Here is an 18,349-nt window from a genome sequence, read left to right as displayed (position 1 = left end):
GTTGCTCTCCCCCAGGCTCCCCCACTTCGTGTGGTCCGCCAACCCCCTCACCGGGGGCAACACCAGCGGCCCGGCAAAGCCGGTTCCGCGGTGTTCCCCGAACAGACATGCCACATAGGAGTTACTGAATGGCTAAGCCCATTTCCCTCACCCGCTACCTGATCGAGCAGCAGCGCGCCGACGGCCTGATTCCGGGGCAGCTGCGACTTCTGCTCGAAGTCGTGGCGCGCGCCTGCAAGGGCATCAGCCAGGCCGTCAACAAGGGAGCCCTCGGCAACGTGCTCGGCTCGGCAGACAGCGAGAACGTGCAGGGTGAAGTCCAGAAGAAGCTCGACATCATCGCCAACGAAGTGCTGATCGAGGCGAACGAATGGGGCGGCCACCTCGCCGCCATGGCCAGCGAGGAAATGGACAGCATCTACGTCGTGCCCAACCGCTATCCGCAGGGCGAGTACCTGCTGCTGTTCGATCCGCTCGACGGCTCCAGCAACATCGACGTCAACGTCAGCATCGGCACCATCTTCAGCGTGCTCAAGAAGCCCGAGGGCTCGCCCGGTGTGCAGGAGTCCGACTTCCTGCAGGCCGGCAGCAAGCAGGTGGCGGCCGGCTACTGCATCTACGGCCCGCAGACCACGCTCGTGCTGACCGTTGGCAACGGCGTCGCCATGTTCACGCTGGACCGCGAGCAGGGCTCCTTCATGCTCACGCAGGAAGACATCCAGATTCCCGCGGACACCAGGGAATTCGCTGTGAACATGAGCAACATGCGCCACTGGGACGCCCCCGTGAAGCGCTACATCGACGAATGCCTGGCCGGCAAGGACGGCCCGCGCGGCAAGGACTTCAACATGCGCTGGATCGCCAGCATGGTGGCGGACGTGCACCGCATCCTGATGCGCGGTGGCATCTTCATGTACCCCTGGGACAGCCGCGAGCCCGAGAAGGCCGGCAAGCTGCGTTTGATGTACGAGGCCAACCCCATGAGCTGGCTGGTCGAGCAGGCCGGCGGCGCCGCCACCAACGGCCGCCAGCGCATCCTGGACCTGGACCCGACCAAGCTGCACGAGCGCGTGGCCGTGTTTCTGGGATCGAAGAACGAGGTCGAGCGCGTGACCGGCTACCATCAGGCGCTATAATCGCGGGCTTAGCCGGTGTAGCTCAGTTGGTAGAGCAGCTCATTCGTAATGAGAAGGTCGGGTGTTCGAATCATCTCTCCGGCACCAATCAACAAGAAGAAGAACCAGAAAAAGAGGACACCAAGGCCGCTGTCTCCAAGGACAGCGGCCTTTTCATTTCGGGGCCCCCCTTTGCCAGGGCAGTCCGGTTCCTGGCCAGGCCGGCTCAGGACTGCACCATCGCCCCCATGCGCGCCGCGAGATCGCCAACCAGGCTCAGCAAGCGGTACTGCGCCATCGCCTTCTGCGCTCCTGCATCGATCACATTGGACCGGGCGCGCGCCTCTTCGACCAGCGTGTCCGCCACGTCGAGCAGCGGCCTGACACCGGCCTCGTAGCCCCGCTCGGCCAGGACGCGCGTATCGGCAGCGACCTCGGCCGCTGCCAGCGCGAGGCGCTCGACCTCGATGGCCGTCAGGTACTCCTGCTCCAGCTTGTCGAAGTCGCCGGTCACCTGCTGCAGCACCGCCTGCGTTTGCGCTTCGCCTGCCGCCACCTGCTGCTGCGCCGCGCGGCGCCGCGCCAGGTCCCCTCCCCCTGCATATAGGTTCCACGTCGCGACCAGCCAGACGCTGCGGTCGGAATGGTGCTCCGGCCCGCCGGTCGCATTCACGCTGCGCGACGCGCTGCCCTGCAGCACGACCTTCGGGAGAAAAGCCGAGGTCGTCGCGTCAACTTCATGGCGCGCAGCCTCCACGCCGAGCTCCGCGTCCGCCACATCGAGGCACTGCGTCGTGCAGGCGACCCTGAGCTTGGCGATCTCGCCCGGTTCGAGCGGGCGGCCGGGCATGGCGCCGAACTCGATGTCCTCGCCGGACACGCCCGTCAGGAGCAGGAAGCGCTGCTCCGCCTGGCGCCGCAGCCCGCCGGCTTCGGCCACGGCCCGGCGCTGGTCCAGCAGCCGCGACTGCGCGCGCCGCAGTTCGACCAGCGGCGCCTGCCCCGACTTCAAGCGCCCTTCCACGATCGCGACGAGGCGCTCGAGCCGACGCTCGACGGCCCTGGCCTGGTCCAGCTTGCTGCGCTGGTCCGCCAGGTCCAGCGAAGCCTGGAGCGCGACGAGCACACGGTCGTCGATCGTCTTCCTCAGCGCGATCCTTTCCCGCTCGGCCCTGCGTTGCGCCATCTGCATCTGCGCCGCACTCCTGCCCGCATCGAAGAGCAGTTGCGAGATCGTCAGCGAGGTCGCGCTTGCGCGTCGCGAGAGACCGTTGTCCTCGCTCGACGATGAAGGCGCGATCAGCTCCTTGCGCCCGGCGCGTCCGGCCTGCGTCGACAGGTCCACCGACGGAAGAAACGCCGCTTCGCTCGCGCGCAACCCGGCCTCCGCGGCCTGAAGGCTGGCCTGCCTCATCGCGATCTGCGGATCGTTCGCGACGACCCGGCGCAGGACCTCCTGGACAGACACCCGCTCGGCGAATGCCGGCGCGGCGATTCCTGCAGACAGGACAAGGCATGCACGCAGGCACGTGCGAACCCACGCTCGCATGGCACTACCTTTCCGTGAAGCTCTGGTTCAACCCGCGCACGATCGGCTTGAACAGGTAAGTGAGCACCGTGCGGCTTCCCGTGACGATGTCCACGTTCACCTGCATGCCCGGCACCAGGGGCAGCGGCTTCCCCGACTTGTCCTTGAGATCGCCCTGGAGAGCGATCTGCACCACGTAGAACTCCTTGCCGTCTTTTTCCTGGACCGAGTCGGCGCTGATCTCGCGCACCTGGCCATCGAGCGCGCCGTAGACCGCGAAATCGAAGGTCGAGACCTTGACCCGGACCTGCTGGCCCTTGCGAAGAAAGCCCACGTCGCCCGGCAGGATGCGCGCCTCGATCTGCAGTTCATCCCGCGAGGGCACGATGTCCAGCACCACGCCCCCCGGGGGTACCACCTGCCCGGGGTGGCGGAAGTACACCATCTTCACGACACCGTCGATGGGCGCGACCACCCGGCTGCGCGACACCCGGTCGGCACGGGCGACGCTCTTCGGGGCGTTGATGTCGACCTCGGCGCGGCGATCCGCAAGCTCACGCTGCAGCCGCGCGCGATAGTCACCCAATGCCTTGGCGCGATCCGCCCGGTTCTGGGCAACCGCACTGACCTGCTCCACGAGCCCGTGCTCCTGCTGCACCACCGCGCTGCGCACGTTGAGCAGCTCCCGCTCCTTGCGCAGCACCTCCGTTTCCGCGATCACCGCCGGCACCAGCGGTCGCAGGATCGCCAATTCCTTCTCCAGCAGATCGGCCTCGTTCCGTCTGAGCGCCAGTTCCTTGCGCACGCGCTCCAGCTGTTCGGCCTTTTGCCGGCCGGCCTCATCGAAGCTTGCGAGCGTGGCCTCGATCTCGGCGCGGTTCGTGGCCCACCCGGCGCGCTCGTCGGCGCGGATCTGCGGCTCTTCGTCCAGCGGCGGCGGGAAGACGGGAGGCCGCGCCTCCAGTTCGCCCTCGATCCGGGCGATGGCGGCCAGGCCCTGGAGCCAGCGCCGGCGCGGCTCCGCAAAATCGGCCTCCAGGGACTTGCTGTCGAATTCGGCCAGCACCTGGCCGGCCTTCACGTTCGCACCCTCGTGCACATGGATCGCGGACAGCACGCCCCCATCCTGGTTCTGGACCGCCTGCACGCGGCCGGCCGGAATCAGCTTGCCTTGGCCGCGCGTGATCTCCTCGATGTGGAACATCGCGGCCCATGCAAGCACCAGCAACACGAAGATCGCGACGGCCCACGTGAGCAGGCGCACGGCGCGCGTTCCCGGATCGCGCGCTCGGTTCTTCAGCATGGCGGCGCGCCTGGGCTCGATGAAGGCCGCCTCTACGGATGCAAAGCCGCGCATCGGGGAGTGCCCGGACCGGCCCGGCTCGTCGCCACGGGCATCGTCATTCGTCGTCATCGTTCCTCCCTCGGTGAGATGTTCTTCAGCACAGCTTCGGGGGGCCCGTCCGCCAGCACCCGGCCCGCGTCCATGGCGATCACCCGGTCCACCAGGTCCAGCATGCTGGTGCGGTGCGTGACCAGGATCAGGGTCTCGCCGTCCCGTCGCTCGGCCAGGCGTGCCCGCAGGCTGCCCTCGCCCGCGAAATCCAGCGAGTTCGACGGCTCGTCGAACAGCAGGATGCGGCCGCCTCCGATGAGCGCGCGCGCCAGCACCACCGCCTGGCGCTGCCCGCCGGACAGCAGCGCGCCGCGCTCCCCCACCGGCATGTCGTAGCCCAGCGGATGCGTGCGCACGAAGTCGTCGACGCCGGCGGCTCGGGCCGCCTCCAGCACGCGCGCTTCGTCGGCCGCCTCGGTGCCGTGCGCGATGTTGTCGCGGACCGTGCCGTTGAAGAGATACGGGTCCTGCGCCACGACGGCGATCGAGCGGCGCAGTTGCTGCGGATCGAGCTGGCGCGTGTCCACGCCGCCCACCAGCACCGCGCCTTCAGAAACCTCGTACAAGCCGGCGATGAGCTTGGCCAGGGTCGACTTGCCCGAGCCCGAACGCCCGATCACCGCCACGCGCTCGCCGGGCTGGATCGTGAAGCTGACGTTGCGCAGCACGGGCGCCGGCGCACCGGCGTAGCTGAAGCTCGCGCCCCGCAGTTCGATCGCTGCGCTGAGCGCATCGCGCACCACGAAGGACTTGCCCGCCGGCCGCTCCACCGGGCGCCGGAAGATCTGGTCCAGCGTCGTCATCGACTGGCGCGTCTGCTTCCAGCGGGAGAGCATCCCCGCCAGTTGCCCGATGGGCGCCACCGCGCGCGAGGCCAGGATCGAGCATGCGATCAACCCGCCCATGGTCAACTGCTGCGCCGCAACGCCGTACACGCCGACCACGATGACCGCCACGCCGCTGAGCGACTGCAGAAAGCTCACCAGCGACGTGCCGACGGTGGACAACAGCTTGGAGTGCATCGACGCCAGCGCGATCTTCTTCACCGCGCGCTCCCACGCGCCCTGGAACACGCTCTCGCTGGCCGACAGCTTGATCGCCTCGATGCCGGCCAGCACCTCGATGAGCATCCCGTGCTTCTGTGCGGAGGCCTGCATCGACACCTTGACCGCGCGGTCCACCGGCCCCTGCAGGAGCAGCGTCACGCCCAGCATCAGCACGATCGCCAGCACGGGCACGGCGGCCACCGAAATGCCGCCCATGCCGGCGATGGCGGCGAGGTAGATGAACACGAAGGGCAGGTCGATCACCGCGCTCAGCGACAGCGAGGTGAAGAAGTCGCGCAGCGACTCGAACTCGTTGAGATGATTGGCGAACGCGCCCGCCGATGCCGGCCGCTGCGCCATGCGCAGGCCGGTCACCTGCTGGAACAGGCGTGACGAGATCTCGAGATCGACGCGCTTGCCGGCGTAGTCGATCATGAAGGCCCGCGCGACGCGCAGGAGCAGATCGAACAGGTAGATCAACGAGACACCCACCGTCAGAGCCCACAGGGTCTCGAAGGCGTTGTTGGGCACCACCCGGTCATACACCTGCATGCTGTAGAACGAGGCCAGCATCAGCAGCACGTTGGCCACCAGCGAGGCCAGCGCCACGTGCGCGTAGGTGTGCCACTGGCTGGCCACCGCGCGACGCAGCCAGGCATAGCGATCGGGCTGCAGGGCCAGCTCGGTGCCCGGCGCATGCGCCAGGTAGTCCGGTTGCACCGCCCAGCCGCCTTGTGCGATGGCCTGCGCCATCGCCGCCTCGTCCAGTGGCTCTCGCGCCGTCGTCCCCTCGGCAGGCGGCATCAGCCGATGCACGCCTCCAGGCAGCTTGCGAATGACCGTGAATCCAAGGCCGCGCGGAACGATCAGGCAGTCCCCCTGCTGCACCGCCCCATCGGCGCCGGCGGCATCCACCGCCGACAGGCGCAAATCCGCGCGCTCGGCCGCCCGCTCGAAGGCGGCGGGAGCGAGCCGGTGCTCCTCGCGCGGCAAGTCGGCGCCGAGCGACAGGGCGGACACGGGCCGGCCGTACACCGCCGAGCACAGCGCCAGGCAGATCTCGAAGGGCACCGCCACCTCCTGCGGGGCACGGATCGCGGCGTCGTCGGCCGCGGCTTCGTCGCTCCCCGGCAGGCTGCCGGGGAGGCGCATGGCAAGCTGCTGCGTCATGCTGGTATCGGCAGCGGTTGCGGATGCGCGATCAGCTGGTCCAGCGGCGTGAGCCCGGAGCCGGCGGGGTTGTAGGCCCCGACGGAGAGGTCCGCACCCGTGCTGTAGATGGTGATCTCCACCTCGTTTCCACTCGCCGTGTGCCACGTGGTGTCGTACTTGATCGTGACCCCGTCCCGCAGCAGCTCGCTCTGGAAACCCTCGACCTTGTTGTTGTCCGCATCGAAGGAGTACAACTGGCTGGGGTCGAAGAGATCGTCCCCGGCATCCAGGAACGCGATGTTCAGATCGCCAAGGCGCAGAGCGTTGTCGATGTCGTTGACCGTCACGTGGTCGGCGGTCGCCGTGATGACGATCGTCGAATCGCCCCGGCTCGCGGTGAAGTCGGAACCACCGGAATCCGCGAAGGCCTGCACGTCGCTGGTGGCTTCGCCGGCTTCGACGATCACGGGCAGCTGCCCTGCCGTCCCCTTCATGCGGACCGTGACGACGTCGTCGGCTGCCGCGCCGTCCACGGTTTCGATGTGCACCGTGTTGCCGCTGGCGGCGGTGACCAACGCGTTCTGCGCCCCGCTCTTCAAGGTGATGACGGCGTGGCCCGCATCCTCGATCAGCGTGAAGCCGACCTTGTCGATCGTCACCTCGTCGGCACCGCCATGGCCGGCGAACTGCTGCAGGTTGGACGCAGCATCGACGTCGATCCTGTCGGCCGCCTGCGTGCCATGGAGCTGGTCGACGTCGCGGCTGAAAAAGCCGCGGACCTGGGTGCTGTCCGACAGGTCGGTGACGAGGTAGGCGCTCGCGGGCACCTCGTGTCCATCGACCGTGGCCGGCGACAGCTGCCTGGTGAACGAGAGCCCCGAGCCGAAGCCGCCGAACCTGAGGATGTCCACTGCCGCGCTGTGGCCCCACACTTCGAACCACCCGCCGCCGGAGGCGTTGCTCAGGTCGACGTCGTTGGTGTTGGCTGCCGTGAAGCGATTGGCGAACAGCTCACTGGGCGTGGCACCAGCCGGCGTGCTGGTCAGGTCGAAGTGAACGACGGCGTCGGCACCCACCTGCAGGACATTGTTCCCTCCGCGCAGATCGAAGAAGTCGGCCCCCCCACCGCCGCGATAGGTCAATTCCGCGTCGCTCCCGACGGGCACTCCATAGCGGGTGAAGCGGTCGTTGTACTGGCTGCCTTCGAATGCAATCGCCGGATACAGCCTCACATGGGTCAGGTCCAATTCGCTGTGGATCACGTACCCGCCGCCGTCGGGATCGCTCGGCTTCGCGTCTCTGAAGCTGACGAGGTTCGCCTCGGAGTTGTCGATGATGTAGCCCGCAACGAGATTGCCTTGGCTGTCGAAGACCGGCTGCAGGGCCTGCATGAGGAAATACAGGTCGATGCCCGGGCCGCCGCGAATCAGGACCTGCGGGTCATGGATGATGAATTGATTGTCGGTGCGGAACACCAGCGCGGCGATGAGCGCCTCGGCCACGGCCGCAGGAACGGCGACAGGGTGGCTGGCGCTCGTGAAGCTCAGCGCGTAGGTGTTCGCCCCGGCGGCGGCGATGTGCACGGTGGGTGCGCTGCCGCCCAGGCCCAGGTGCGCCCAGGCATCGGCGAAGCCCGCGACATCCACCGCCCAGCTGTCGCCGGCATGCGGCTCGGCGGCGGTGAGCATGACCGTGCCGATGCCCGCAGGCACGGTGTCCACGTCGGTGATGCGGACGCTTTTCGCGAGCGCGGCCTTCGATGGATCCCGCTCGTCGAAGTCGGCCCCGGACCAACTCAGCACTGGCGCATGCTGGACGTCCAGCCGCATCGTGTGTGCAGCCGAGGTGTCCTGGCCGCCATGCGCGACGCCACCGTCGTCCTGCACCTGGAAGCTGAAGCCGGTGGAGTCTTGCGCCGTGCCGGTGCCGGCCGGGGTGAAGACGAGCTTGCCCTCGGCGATGTCCCGCGCCGAAACGAAGATGGAGGCGGCGCCGTCGGCAAGGACCAGCGGCGTGCCGTCGAGGCTCAGTTGGCCGGACCCCGGCAACGCGGTGATGCGGATGCCCGCCAGCTGGTTGTCGCCGTCCACCGGATCGCTGAAGGGGAACTCGGCCGTGGTGAAGACATGGGGGTCATGCGCCTTGACGTCGACGGTGGCATCGGCGCTGTCGGGCGCGTGGTTGGTCGGCACGATCGTCACCATCACGACGCGCGACGCCTGCTCGTCGTCGGGGCCACCTGTGCCCTGCTGGCCTTTGGCGGCGGGGTCCACGCCCGTCCCGCCGTTGTCGCCGATGGCGACATGCAACTCGACCAGGCCGGTGGCGTGAAGCGCCGTGGTGTAGCGGAGCTTGCCCGCCTGGATGAAGGCATTGATGTCGGCCAGCGTGCCGTTCAGGTTCACTTCGCTGACTTCGACGCCGTCGGGATTGAGGCCGCCGCGCGCGACGACGGTGACGCCATCGCCGACTTCGGCTGCGGCCTGCAGGGTGCCTTGGGCCAGCCACAGCTTGACCTGGACCGGGCGGCCGCCCGCATCGGGGTCGCCGAACTGGAGCCACTGGATGGGGGTGGGCCGGTCCTGGTACACGCTCAGGTCGCCGCCCAGCAGGGTGATGGTGGGCGCTGCGTTGACATGGGTGTCCGCAGCCGCGGGCTTGGGCAGGAATATGAGAGGCAAGGCAATGAGCGAGCCCAAGCCCCCCACGCCTGCCAGCGCAGCCAAGGTCTTGACCACGTGGTCCCGCGCCAACGGCGACAGCCCCTGCCGACCTGCCGGCACCAGCGTGTCGAGCGAATTGTCGACCTCGTTTTTCCAATCGGGCTTTTCGTAGTTGGCATCGCGCAACTTCTGCCGGTCGCGGGCCTCCCGCTGCGCATCGGTGAGAACGTCGAGCAATTCATAGCCCGGCTCGGCCGTCGGCGACGGGCCGAACATCTTGTTCCAGAGCATGGTGAAGAACCCGCCGACGCTGCCACCGCGCGCCTGGATGCCGCGCACCTGGATGCCTGAAGTCGAGCCTGAACCCAGCATCGTCCCCAGCACCAGCGGCACGCCCGGGGCCATGCCGGCAATGGTCGCGGCGCTCAACCCGGGGCCGCTGTCCGGCGGCCCGGCCGTGTACGGCGCGCGCAGATCGTGGCCTTCGGGCACCACCACCAGGCTGGTGAACGAATAGGCCATCTCGTTGTTCGCTTCACCGGTGAAACCCGGGTCCTCGCCGACGTTGCCGTTGTCGTTGATGCGCACTTCCAGCAGGTTGCTCCGGGCGGCCTGCGAGTGCACGACCTCATGCGCAAGGTAGTCGTCCATCGCGCTGGCCCGGCCCACGATGGTGAGCTCTCCCGTGCCCACGCCGCTGACGATGAAGCCCGGCCGCTCCTCGGCAAGGAAGGTGCCCTGGGTCGCCCGCAGCACGATGCGCACCGTCGGATCGGCCAGATCGTCCAGCCGCTCCAGCGTGGCGTTGACCTCGGCCTTGGCGTAGGTCGGCGCGGCATAGCGCACGCCGTCGGTGTCACCGCCACTGCCGCCGGCAACGAACGCATCGATGTCGGCCAGCCTGCCCCTGAGCACGAGGGTGTCCGTACCGTCACCGGTCACCTGCACGTGGCTGGTGCCAGCGGCTTGCAGGATGCCGTCATCGACGTGCAGCTTGACCGTGACGATGCTGTCGCCCGCGTCCACGTCGCTGAACTTCAGGCCCAGCAGCCGCGTGAGCCCCCCTTCGCGCACGTCCTGCGAGACGACCTGGTCGATGACCGGCGTGTCGTTGACCGGCGTGACGTTCAGGGTGAAGGTGCCCGGTGTGGGCGAGAAGGCGCCGGCCGCGTCCTTCATGCTGTAGGTGAAAGTGGTGGTGCCGTTGAAGTCGGGCGCGGGCTTGAAGACCAGGTTCGCCAGATCCGCGATGGCGATGACTTGCCCGGGCGTGACGATGCTGCCGCCCAGGCCCAGCTGGCCATGCGCCGGCAGGGAGTCGATGCGCACGCCCTGGATGGTGTCGCTGTCGTCCACATCCATGCAGCCGAAGGACTGCAGGCTGAACAGGCCCTGCTTGAACTGGATGTAGGTGAGGCGCTCGCCGCTGTCCACGTCGATGCCGTGCACCGTGCCCACCACGGTGCCCGCCCCAGCGTTCTCGGACACGGCGGTCGACAGCTGCGCGTGCAGCAGCCCGGCTTCGGTGCCGGTGAGGCCTTTGCCCAGGTTGGCATTGACCTGCGCGGCACTGAGCGCGGCATCCCACACGTGGTAATCGGACACGCTGCCGCTGAAGTAGCTGCCGCTGTCACCGCCGAGGACGGTGGAGGGATGCAGCCTGGCCACCGTGCTTTGCAGACCCGTTTGCACGGCGACGCCGTCGATGTACAGCGTGGGGGTCTTGTTCGCGAACACGACGGCGATCTGCGTTTCGGGATTGACGGTGCCCGTCCAGGTCAGCAGCGCCGACAGGCGGGTGGTGCTGCCCTGGTACACCGAGATGCCGTTGGTGCCGACCGACACGCCGATGCCGGCGTCGTCGGCGCTGCCCCAGAGGGACTGCGCCCAGACGGCGTACTGCTGTCCGCTGTAGCCCGAGGTCCCCGTGTTGCTCTGCGGTTTGAGGGCGATGGCCTGGGTCGGGCTGACCTTGAACTCGAGCGTGAAGTCGCTGTAGGCGCCCAGGGTCTGCTGCGGATTCACGACGGCTGCGGCCGTGCCGTCGAACCATCGGCCGAGACTGGCGGCCACCGGTGCGTCGTTGGCGCCCTGGACGGTCAGCGTCAAGGTGCTGGTGCGAGTGGCGCCGGCGGCATCCTTGACGGTGTAGTTGAAGGTCTCGACGAGGGTATCGCCGGCGGTGCGCAGCGCCTGCACGGCGGGGTTGTCGTTGTTGACGGTGTAGGTGTAGCTGCCGTCCGCGTTCAGCAGGAGGCTGCCGCAGGCACCGGCCAGCGCGCTGCCCACCATACCGCTGGTGGTGCCGAAGGACACGGCCGAGACCACCAGGGCGTCGCCGGCATCAGGATCGATGTCGTTGACCAGCACGTTGCCCGTGGCCCGGCTGCCCGCGGCGGCGTTGCTCGCGCCGCCGGCTTCGACGGCCGTGCCCGTGTCGGCGACCGCCGCGGGCGGGTTGTCGATGTGGATCGTGGTGCTTGCACTGGCGATCACGGACGACGTGCTCATGGTCGCGACGACGATGGTGCGCGTGGGCGCCGTGACGCCGTCCGCACCGGACAGGGGCGTGTTGTTGGAGAACTGCACGCCTTGCAGGGCGGTCTGCCACATGAGGTCCGTGATCGTGGTGAAGGCCGAAGAGCGCTCGATGAACACGTCCCCCCGCGCCAGTCCGGTCCAGGACCTCGCTCCACGGGGAATGCCGTCACCGGAGAGCACCAGCCCGGCCGGCAACGAGCCGATCTGCAGGGTGTCTCCCGACGCCCAGTTGCCGCTGATGCGGATCCGGGTGACCTTGTCGGTGTTCGACGAGGAACTGCCGCTGCCCACCACCACACCCGGGGCCACGATCCCGATGGACGCGGCATCGTCGATGTAGGACGTCGTGTGGTCGGTGCCGGCAGCGCTACCGTTCAGATCGAGTGGCATGGGGATTCCTGTGTGTGATGGGGTCGATGGCGATCGCCCACGGCAAAGCAGCGCACGCTGAACGCTCGGGCGAAGGAATGGGGTTGAGCTGGGGGTTGGCGGGGTGCTCCCCGCTCTTCTCGCCGGGCAATGTAGGCCCAGCAGAATTACTCGCGAGTTACAACTTCAGTGATCGAAGGGACCGGGGTCGCGCTGGAGCCCTTCTCTGCCGCAGTCCATGCCGGCCGGCGGCCATGGCTCTGGACGCACCCCACCGTTGGGCTGCAGAAAGCCGAGATCTTCGGCCAGGCAACGGGTGTCGGGGCTGACATCGCGCCCCAGGACAATGGCCAGGTTGTCGCGGCAGAAGCGGTAGTGGCTGAAGGCCAGGGCCATGTCGCCCTGCGCGGTCGCACAACGCATGAGCCCTCGATACGCCGTTTCGCTCAGGGGCTCCGGATCGAGCACGCGGCGATAGATCCGCGCGGCGCCCGGCCAATCTCCCTGCGCTTCCAACTGCTCGGCGAGCAGCGATGCGGCGGCCATGAAGCGCATGGAGACCTTGCGCTGAACGGCCAGGACCCAGGCGAGCGATTCGGAACCGAAGATGCCGCCGCGGTAGAGGCGCAAGAGGTGGTCGACCTTCGAGCGCACATGCGACACCGAACTGTGCTCGGCTTGATCGAGGATGCGTTCGCACAGGTCCTGCAGTGCCTGCAGGTCCGTCCACACGAGTTCGCAGTTCAGCGCGACCAGGCCGTTGCGGACCACGACCGCCTCGTCGCTGCCGAGCAGTTTGCGAAGCCGGTGAATCGAGACGCGCAAGGCCGCTTCGGGCGCTTCGCTCGTTCCCCAGAGCTGGCGGGCGACGAACTGCTGCGGCTTTCCCTGCGGGCCGGCCGCGGCCAGCACGCAAAGCAGTTCCCAGACTCGCTGCTGCATCTTGCCGGTGACGCGCACCCGTTCGCCGCCCAGGTAGACCTCGGGCGTTCCGAGCACATGGGCCCGGATGGGCCAAGGCCAGGCCGGGGAGGTCGCATCGGGCGCGCGAAGCGCCTGCCGCGCGACGATCTCACGCAACCAGGGCGCGTCCACGTCGGCGAGGAATCCGAGCCCGACCAGCGTGGCAGCGAGTCGGGGCGCATGAGGAAACAGTGCCCCGTGGCCGCCCGTCGCGCGGCGCAGGAGCGGCTCGCGCGCCACCTCCACGGCTTCGGCCTCGCGGCCGCGTACCGCCAGTTCCCAGGCGCGCAGAAGCAACAGGGCATCGGCGAGAAAAGTGTTGCAGATCGCACGACCTTCGGGCATTGCCGCTTCGAGCCAGTCCCGCGCCATCGCGTGCATGCCCGCCTCTGCCAGGACGGCGGCCACCGCGATCCGATGGTCGACCGGGCCGGCGACGAATGCGCCGAGGTCGGGATGATCGACGCAGGCGTCGTGCACCGCGGTCCTGCACGTGGCTTCATGCGGCACGCGCGTCAGCAACCGGGCCTTGAGCTCTGCCAGATTCGCGCGACGCAGATCGTCCAGGCGGCCGGACTTGATCGGCAACGCGACGACCGTGGGCCACACCGCGCTGCCACGCGCCATGAGCACCGCGGCCGCCAGGTTCTGCACGCGCGCCGCGCCCAGTCGGGAATGCAAGGCCGCCGCGGCTTGCTGCGCTCGCTGCAGCAAGCCTTCTGCGGTCGACAGTGCGCCGCTTTGACGCAGGTGCCACTCGGCCGACGCGACACACCAATCGACGACGGCAAGGCTGGGTGCGAGCGCCTGCAGTTGCGCGTCGAGTTCGGCGACGAGTTCCGCTTCGGCAGCGCCATCGCCTGCCAGGATCCTGCAATCGAGGGCCACCGCGCCCAGCGAAAGCCCGATGGTCGAGGTCTTCTCCGCGAGCGCCGCGCGCACCTGCTGCTGCAGATCTTTGCGGGCAGGAAGGGCCGTCATCCCCACCGCTTCTCCAGTCGGGACCGGGGACGCGCATGTGTCGATCTCCAGCCATGCGCATTGCGCCAGCACCTGCCCCATGCGTTCGCCGCGCGATGCGAACCGCCGGACCGCGGCAGCGAGGCATCGTCTGCCGAGCGCCGGATCGCGGCCTGCCACGCTTCTCGCGCCGTGATAGAGAAACCAGGCGTGCTGCTGTTCGGCGTCGGGGATCTGCTCGCACTGCGCGAGCCAGGCGCTCGCCTGCACGCAAACATCTTCATGATCGAAAAGCTGGGCCATCGACTCCGGCATGTCGATGGCAGCGAGCAGCGGCCATGCATCATGGTCATGGCCCTCGGGCGCCTGCACCAATCGACACCTGGCACGCTCGATCAGAGTGGAATGCAGTTCAAGAGTCGCGCCGAGGCCTGGCTTGCTCATCGTCTCGAAGTGATCGTTGTTGCTGGCCGGCCTTCTTGTCGTGCAGCAGAGGCACCATGCCGGCGGAGCCAGCGGTAACCGGCCCGGCCACTCTAGAGAAGGGCCTCGCAAACCGACGGAGGCAGCCACAATTGATCAGATTTCCGTGCCCACGCCCCGGGTGCGCACGCGTCGATGTTCGTCTACGTGTCCAGGGGCAACACGATGCGCCGCCGCTTCTTGATCACCACGGTCGGGGGCGGCGACTTGGGTGCCTCGACGGCCGGCGCGCCCGGCGGCTGCGCGCCGGTGGCGGCCTGCAAAGCGAACTCGACGCGGCTCTTGTTGAGCACCTCGATGATGTCGCCGTTGACTTGCGCGTAGTTGCCGTCCTCCAGCTTCGCGAGCGCGCCGATCTGCATGCCGCGCTGGATCGTTCCCAGCATCTGCATACCCTCTCTGCCATACGCAAAGGACTGCCACCGCGGACCGATGAAGATGCGGTATTTCTTTTGACTCTGTGGATTCGGGCTTTTGTAACTCATAAAGCGGGGCACCTCGTCGACATGCGAGGCAGGGAATTTCTGGCGTCCCCGATTGTCTCCGCGTTGGCGGCCGTGCTTGTGGCGGCCCGGCCACGGATGGGCTGGAGGCCGGGCCGGCGAGTGCATGCCACGCGGCCCGCCGCTGCGCGAAGACCCCTCAGCGGTTGCGCACGAACGCGTCGCCCTGTTTGCCGGCCGTCCTGCCCCGGCGGAAAAATGCCACCCAGTCGCTTCGCTCACGCGCCGCGTGCGGGTCCTCCAGGCCGTGGGCCTGGGTCACCAGGCGCAACGCATCCTCGCTGGGCAGCACCGTCGAGCTGTAGAGAAAGCGCAGGCGGCAATCGCCCAGTGCGATCGCATCGCCGTTCTTCAGCGCATGGGATTCCACGCGTTCGTCATTGACGAAGGTCCCGTTGAAGCTCGCGAGGTCGGTCAGCACGAAGCGGTCGCCGGTCCAATGGATGCTGGCGTGGCGCCGGCTCACGCCGAGGCTGTCGATGTGCACGTCGCAGGCCGGGTCGCGACCGATCGAGGTGAACTGCCCCTTGATGTTGACCTGCCGCACGCTGCCATGCCGGGCAAGGATGATGAGTCTGGACATGTGGCTGCTTCCTGTTGTGTGCTTCTAAATTGCTGACTGAATGCTTTTCGGCTCAGTCCGTCGGTTCCTGAAGGGCCGACAGCCAACAGGTGTACTAAATATTTCGCGGTTCCTGCAGTGCGCTGCGCGCCTGCGCCGGGCTCGCGGCCAGCCAGGTCTCGTAGCGCTGCGGCTGCTCGCGTGGCCGCGTCCTGTCCTCCGCCTTGGCGGCCAGGCGCATCTCGGTCATCCAGGCCACCACGATCTGCGTGTACGCCTCGCGCCAGGCTCGCTTGGACATCGCGTGGTCGACGCCCTCCATCACGCGGTAGGTCATCGAGCGAACGTACTTGAAAGCCGCCAGGTAGTTCTCGATCACCGGGTGCGGCACGATGGTGTCGTTCTCCGACTCGACCAGCAGCACGTCGCCCAGGAAGTCCTCGCAGGCCGCCAGCGCGCGGTTCTTCTCGGGCTCGATGCTGGTCTGGCGGTAGAGCGTCAGGTCGTCGCCGTTGAGGCGGCGCTTGGGCTGTTCCCAGTTCTCGTCGCGGTAGATGGCCGGCACCCGCAGGCCCAGCCAGCGCACGGGTCGCAGCGAGGTCAGCACCGCCGCCAGGTAGCCGCCATAGCTGCTGCCGATCACGGCGATGGCGTTCGGATCCACCGCCGGATGGCCCACCAGCGTGTCGTAGGCCGCGAGCACGTCGTGCAGGTTGTCCTCGCGCGTGACGGCTTCGCGCTGCGCCACGTGGCGCGCATGGCCGCGCAGATCGAAGGTCAGGCAGATGCAGCCCAGCGCCGCGAGTTCGCGCGCGCGGGTGGCGTCCTGCTGCTGGCTGCCGTCCCAGCCATGCACCAGCAGCACGCCGGGGACCATGGTCGAGGGGGCGATCAGCGTGCCGGCGATGTGCACGCCGTCGACGGGAATGTCGATGAGGGCCTGTCGGGTGGGCATCGGCTCGTCAGCACCGGCCCTTCATGGCTCGACCACGGTGTACTTCGTGATCGGCCCGGCGCCGGCATCCACGCCGCTGAAATACACGCAGGCATTGGGCGGCGGCACGACGCCGTCGCCGTACACCTCGAAACACGACGCATTGACCACGCTGCGTTGCGGCTGCTCGTCGAAGATCTCCAGTGCCGCGATCTCGGCGCCGCTGGCGCCGCCGACGCGCCACGACTGCTCCAGCACGCCCGAGCACCAGCGCCCGGCCCCGTTGACGCCCTGCGCCACGTCGTAGTTGATGCGCGAGGCCAGGAAGCCCGGGAAGGCGCTTTCCACCGCCTGGTGGAAGATGCACGCCTGCTCCACCGCGAGCCGCAGCTCGTCCGGAAGGCTCAGCGCGAGCAGCGCATCGAAGCCGCCGCGCGCGACCGTGAGGTCCGAGCCGCCATAGACCTCGTGGCCCTGGTTGTCGACCGTCAGGCGCTGCCATCCGTAATAGCTGGCGACGGCATTTCCCACGTGCACCTGCCCCACGCTGCAGGTGACGGGCTCCTGCAGGTTTTCCTCCAGCACCAGGCCATGCGCGGCGATCTCTGCGGTGTCCATGGCGGCCAGGCAGTCCTCCAGGGCCTGCCGGTCACACACGACCTGCTGGCCGCGCCCCCCCGTGGCGCGCGCAGGCTTCACGCGCACCGGGCCGCGCGCCAGCAGGCGCAGCCCCGCGCGCCGGGCATCGTCCGCCGCAAAGGCTGAATACCCTGCGAGGGCGGCGTGCGCGACCTGGCCCGCGAAGGCATGGCACCAGCCGTCCGGCGCCGCCGCGGCCGGATCGACCAGCGGATGGGTGATGGTCTTGGTCAGCACGAAGGGATGCGGCACCACGCCGCCGAAAAGAGCGTGCTGGCTCTGGATGCCCAGCGCACCGGCCCATGTGCTGCCCACGAGGGTATCGCTGGGCACGAAGTACACCGGCGTGGCATAGCTGCGCCCGCTGTCGTACTCGCCCTGGAAGCGCGACTTCTTCAACCGCGCCAGCCGCCACGCGATCTGGGCGCGGGTGGCGCGCTCGTGCTCGCTGGCATAGGCATGATGGTCCGCGGTCAGCGCAACCACGGTTCCTTCGAGGCCGCGCTCGTCGAGCACGGCTCCTTCACCGGCCAGCGTCGGGGCTGTGCCGGGCAGCGCGCAGATGGCATTGGCGGAGATGGCGTCCATGGCAGCCATGCTGGGCGATCCCGCGAGGGAAATCAAACCCCTTCGAGCGGCTCGCGGATTTTTCCTACACGGGGAGCGGATGACGGTCGGGTGAATGCCTTCCAGGACGCAGGAACCGGGCCATGTACACACCCCGGATGAGAACGACCGGCCGCCCTACAGCAGGTCCTTCAGCTTGGCCCTCAGCCGGCTGATGGCCTGGCTGTGCAGCTGGCACACGCGGGATTGGCTCACCTCCAGGATGGCGCCGATCTCGCGCAGATTCAGCTCTTCTTCGTAGTAGAGGTTCAGCAGCAGCTGGTCGCGCTCGGGCAGTTCGCCGATCGCGGCGACGAGCTGGTGGCGAAAGCCGCTTTCCATCAACTGGGCCAGCGGATCGTCGCTGTCGCCCACCCGCTCGTTGCGGGCCTGGCTGGCGTGCCGGTCGAGGAAGGGGCTGTCCCCTTCCCCCTCCACGGAAAAGTCTTCCACGTACAGCAGCTGGCAGCCCTGGATCTCTTGCAGGAGGCCCTGGTAGTGCTCCAGCGTCATCTCGAGTTCCCTGGCGATCTCGCTTTCGCCGGGTGCCCGGCCCAGCCGATGCTCCAGCGCCTGGACCGCCTGCTCCACCTTGCGCGCCGACTGGCGCAGCCCGCGCGAGCCCCAGTCGTTGGCGCGCAGCTCGTCGAGCATGGCGCCGCGGATGCGCTGGCTGGCGAAGGTCTCGAATTGCGCGCCCCGGTTGTCCTGGTAGCGGCTGGAGGCATCGAGCAGTCCGATCATGCCGGCCTGGATCAGGTCGTCGAGTTCGACGCTGGCGGGCAGCCTGGCGAGCATCTGCAGCGCCATGCGGCGCACCATGGGTTGGTGCTGCTTGAGCAGATGGGACTTTTCAATGGTTCCCTGTGCGGTGTACACGTCCGTCCTT

General features: G+C 68.2%; 11 protein-coding genes and 1 tRNA gene. 2 read left to right on the top strand and 10 right to left on the bottom strand.

Annotated elements, in window-relative coordinates:
- The first annotated feature begins 128 nt into the window (after nucleotides 1–128).
- Nucleotides 129–1,136, top strand: coding sequence for a class 1 fructose-bisphosphatase (locus ABEA07_RS17745; RefSeq protein WP_345539490.1), 1,008 nt, complete (start codon nucleotides 129–131; stop codon nucleotides 1,134–1,136).
- An 11-nt stretch (nucleotides 1,137–1,147) separates the two neighbouring features.
- Nucleotides 1,148–1,223 (top strand) — tRNA-Thr (locus tag ABEA07_RS17740).
- A 118-nt stretch (nucleotides 1,224–1,341) separates the two neighbouring features.
- Here the strand turns inward: ABEA07_RS17740 and ABEA07_RS17735 are convergent.
- The 10 genes from ABEA07_RS17735 to ABEA07_RS17690 form a co-directional block, all read right to left on the bottom strand.
- Nucleotides 1,342–2,583, bottom strand: a complete 1,242-nt coding sequence (locus tag ABEA07_RS17735; RefSeq protein ID WP_345539489.1) for a TolC family protein — start codon at nucleotides 2,581–2,583, stop codon at nucleotides 1,342–1,344.
- Between the two features lie 85 nt (nucleotides 2,584–2,668).
- Entirely contained in the window at nucleotides 2,669–4,057 is a 1,389-nt protein-coding gene (locus ABEA07_RS17730) for an HlyD family type I secretion periplasmic adaptor subunit (RefSeq protein WP_345539488.1), read from the bottom strand.
- Nucleotides 4,054–6,255, bottom strand: coding sequence for a type I secretion system permease/ATPase (locus tag ABEA07_RS17725; protein WP_345539487.1), 2,202 nt, complete (start codon nucleotides 6,253–6,255; stop codon nucleotides 4,054–4,056). Before ABEA07_RS17725 ends, ABEA07_RS17730 begins: the two co-directional genes overlap by 4 nt.
- Complete coding sequence (locus tag ABEA07_RS17720) at nucleotides 6,252–11,831, bottom strand: Ig-like domain-containing protein (RefSeq protein WP_345539486.1); 5,580 nt, start codon at nucleotides 11,829–11,831, stop codon at nucleotides 6,252–6,254. The genes ABEA07_RS17725 and ABEA07_RS17720 overlap by 4 nt, the downstream gene beginning before the upstream one ends.
- Before the next feature lie 165 nt (nucleotides 11,832–11,996).
- Nucleotides 11,997–14,177 carry an AfsR/SARP family transcriptional regulator gene (locus ABEA07_RS17715; RefSeq protein ID WP_345539485.1) on the bottom strand — a complete coding sequence of 727 codons (2,181 nt, stop codon included), beginning with the start codon at nucleotides 14,175–14,177 and terminating at the stop codon, nucleotides 11,997–11,999.
- A 182-nt stretch (nucleotides 14,178–14,359) separates the two neighbouring features.
- Nucleotides 14,360–14,608 (bottom strand): hypothetical protein, encoded by a 249-nt coding sequence (locus ABEA07_RS17710; protein WP_345539484.1) that lies wholly within the window; start codon nucleotides 14,606–14,608, stop codon nucleotides 14,360–14,362.
- A 250-nt stretch (nucleotides 14,609–14,858) separates the two neighbouring features.
- Nucleotides 14,859–15,302, bottom strand: coding sequence for an FHA domain-containing protein (locus ABEA07_RS17705; RefSeq protein WP_345539483.1), 444 nt, complete (start codon nucleotides 15,300–15,302; stop codon nucleotides 14,859–14,861).
- Between the two features lie 94 nt (nucleotides 15,303–15,396).
- A complete protein-coding gene (locus tag ABEA07_RS17700; protein ID WP_345539482.1) occupies nucleotides 15,397–16,236 on the bottom strand; it encodes an alpha/beta hydrolase family protein in 840 nt (279 codons plus the stop codon).
- 21 nt (nucleotides 16,237–16,257) lie between these two features.
- Nucleotides 16,258–17,442, bottom strand: a complete 1,185-nt coding sequence (locus tag ABEA07_RS17695) for a DUF3182 family protein (protein ID WP_345539481.1) — start codon at nucleotides 17,440–17,442, stop codon at nucleotides 16,258–16,260.
- A 156-nt stretch (nucleotides 17,443–17,598) separates the two neighbouring features.
- Nucleotides 17,599–18,339: an RNA polymerase sigma factor FliA gene (locus tag ABEA07_RS17690; protein ID WP_345539480.1), complete on the bottom strand. Its 741-nt coding sequence runs from the start codon at nucleotides 18,337–18,339 to the stop codon at nucleotides 17,599–17,601.
- Between the last annotated feature and the right edge of the window lie 10 nt (nucleotides 18,340–18,349).

It is taken from the genome of Variovorax defluvii (assembly GCF_039541515.1).
In the GTDB taxonomy this organism is placed as follows: domain Bacteria; phylum Pseudomonadota; class Gammaproteobacteria; order Burkholderiales; family Burkholderiaceae_C; genus Variovorax; species Variovorax defluvii.
Note: the sequence above shows the minus strand (reverse complement) of the source record. Positions and strands in the feature narration are given on the sequence as shown.

Excerpts from the sequence above, each read along its gene's own strand:
- ABEA07_RS17710 (WP_345539484.1), bottom strand. The coding sequence starts at position 14,608 with ATGCAGATGCTGGGAACGATCCAGCGCGGCATGCAGATCGGCGCGCTC.
- ABEA07_RS17700 (WP_345539482.1), bottom strand. The coding sequence starts at position 16,236 with ATGCCCACCCGACAGGCCCTCATCGACATTCCCGTCGACGGCGTGCAC.
- ABEA07_RS17725 (WP_345539487.1), bottom strand. The coding sequence starts at position 6,255 with ATGACGCAGCAGCTTGCCATGCGCCTCCCCGGCAGCCTGCCGGGGAGC.
- ABEA07_RS17695 (WP_345539481.1), bottom strand. The coding sequence starts at position 17,442 with ATGGACGCCATCTCCGCCAATGCCATCTGCGCGCTGCCCGGCACAGCC.
- ABEA07_RS17730 (WP_345539488.1), bottom strand. The coding sequence starts at position 4,057 with ATGACGACGAATGACGATGCCCGTGGCGACGAGCCGGGCCGGTCCGGG.
- ABEA07_RS17705 (WP_345539483.1), bottom strand. The coding sequence starts at position 15,302 with ATGTCCAGACTCATCATCCTTGCCCGGCATGGCAGCGTGCGGCAGGTC.
- ABEA07_RS17720 (WP_345539486.1), bottom strand. The coding sequence starts at position 11,831 with ATGCCACTCGATCTGAACGGTAGCGCTGCCGGCACCGACCACACGACG.
- ABEA07_RS17715 (WP_345539485.1), bottom strand. The coding sequence starts at position 14,177 with ATGAGCAAGCCAGGCCTCGGCGCGACTCTTGAACTGCATTCCACTCTG.
- ABEA07_RS17745 (WP_345539490.1), top strand. The coding sequence starts at position 129 with ATGGCTAAGCCCATTTCCCTCACCCGCTACCTGATCGAGCAGCAGCGC.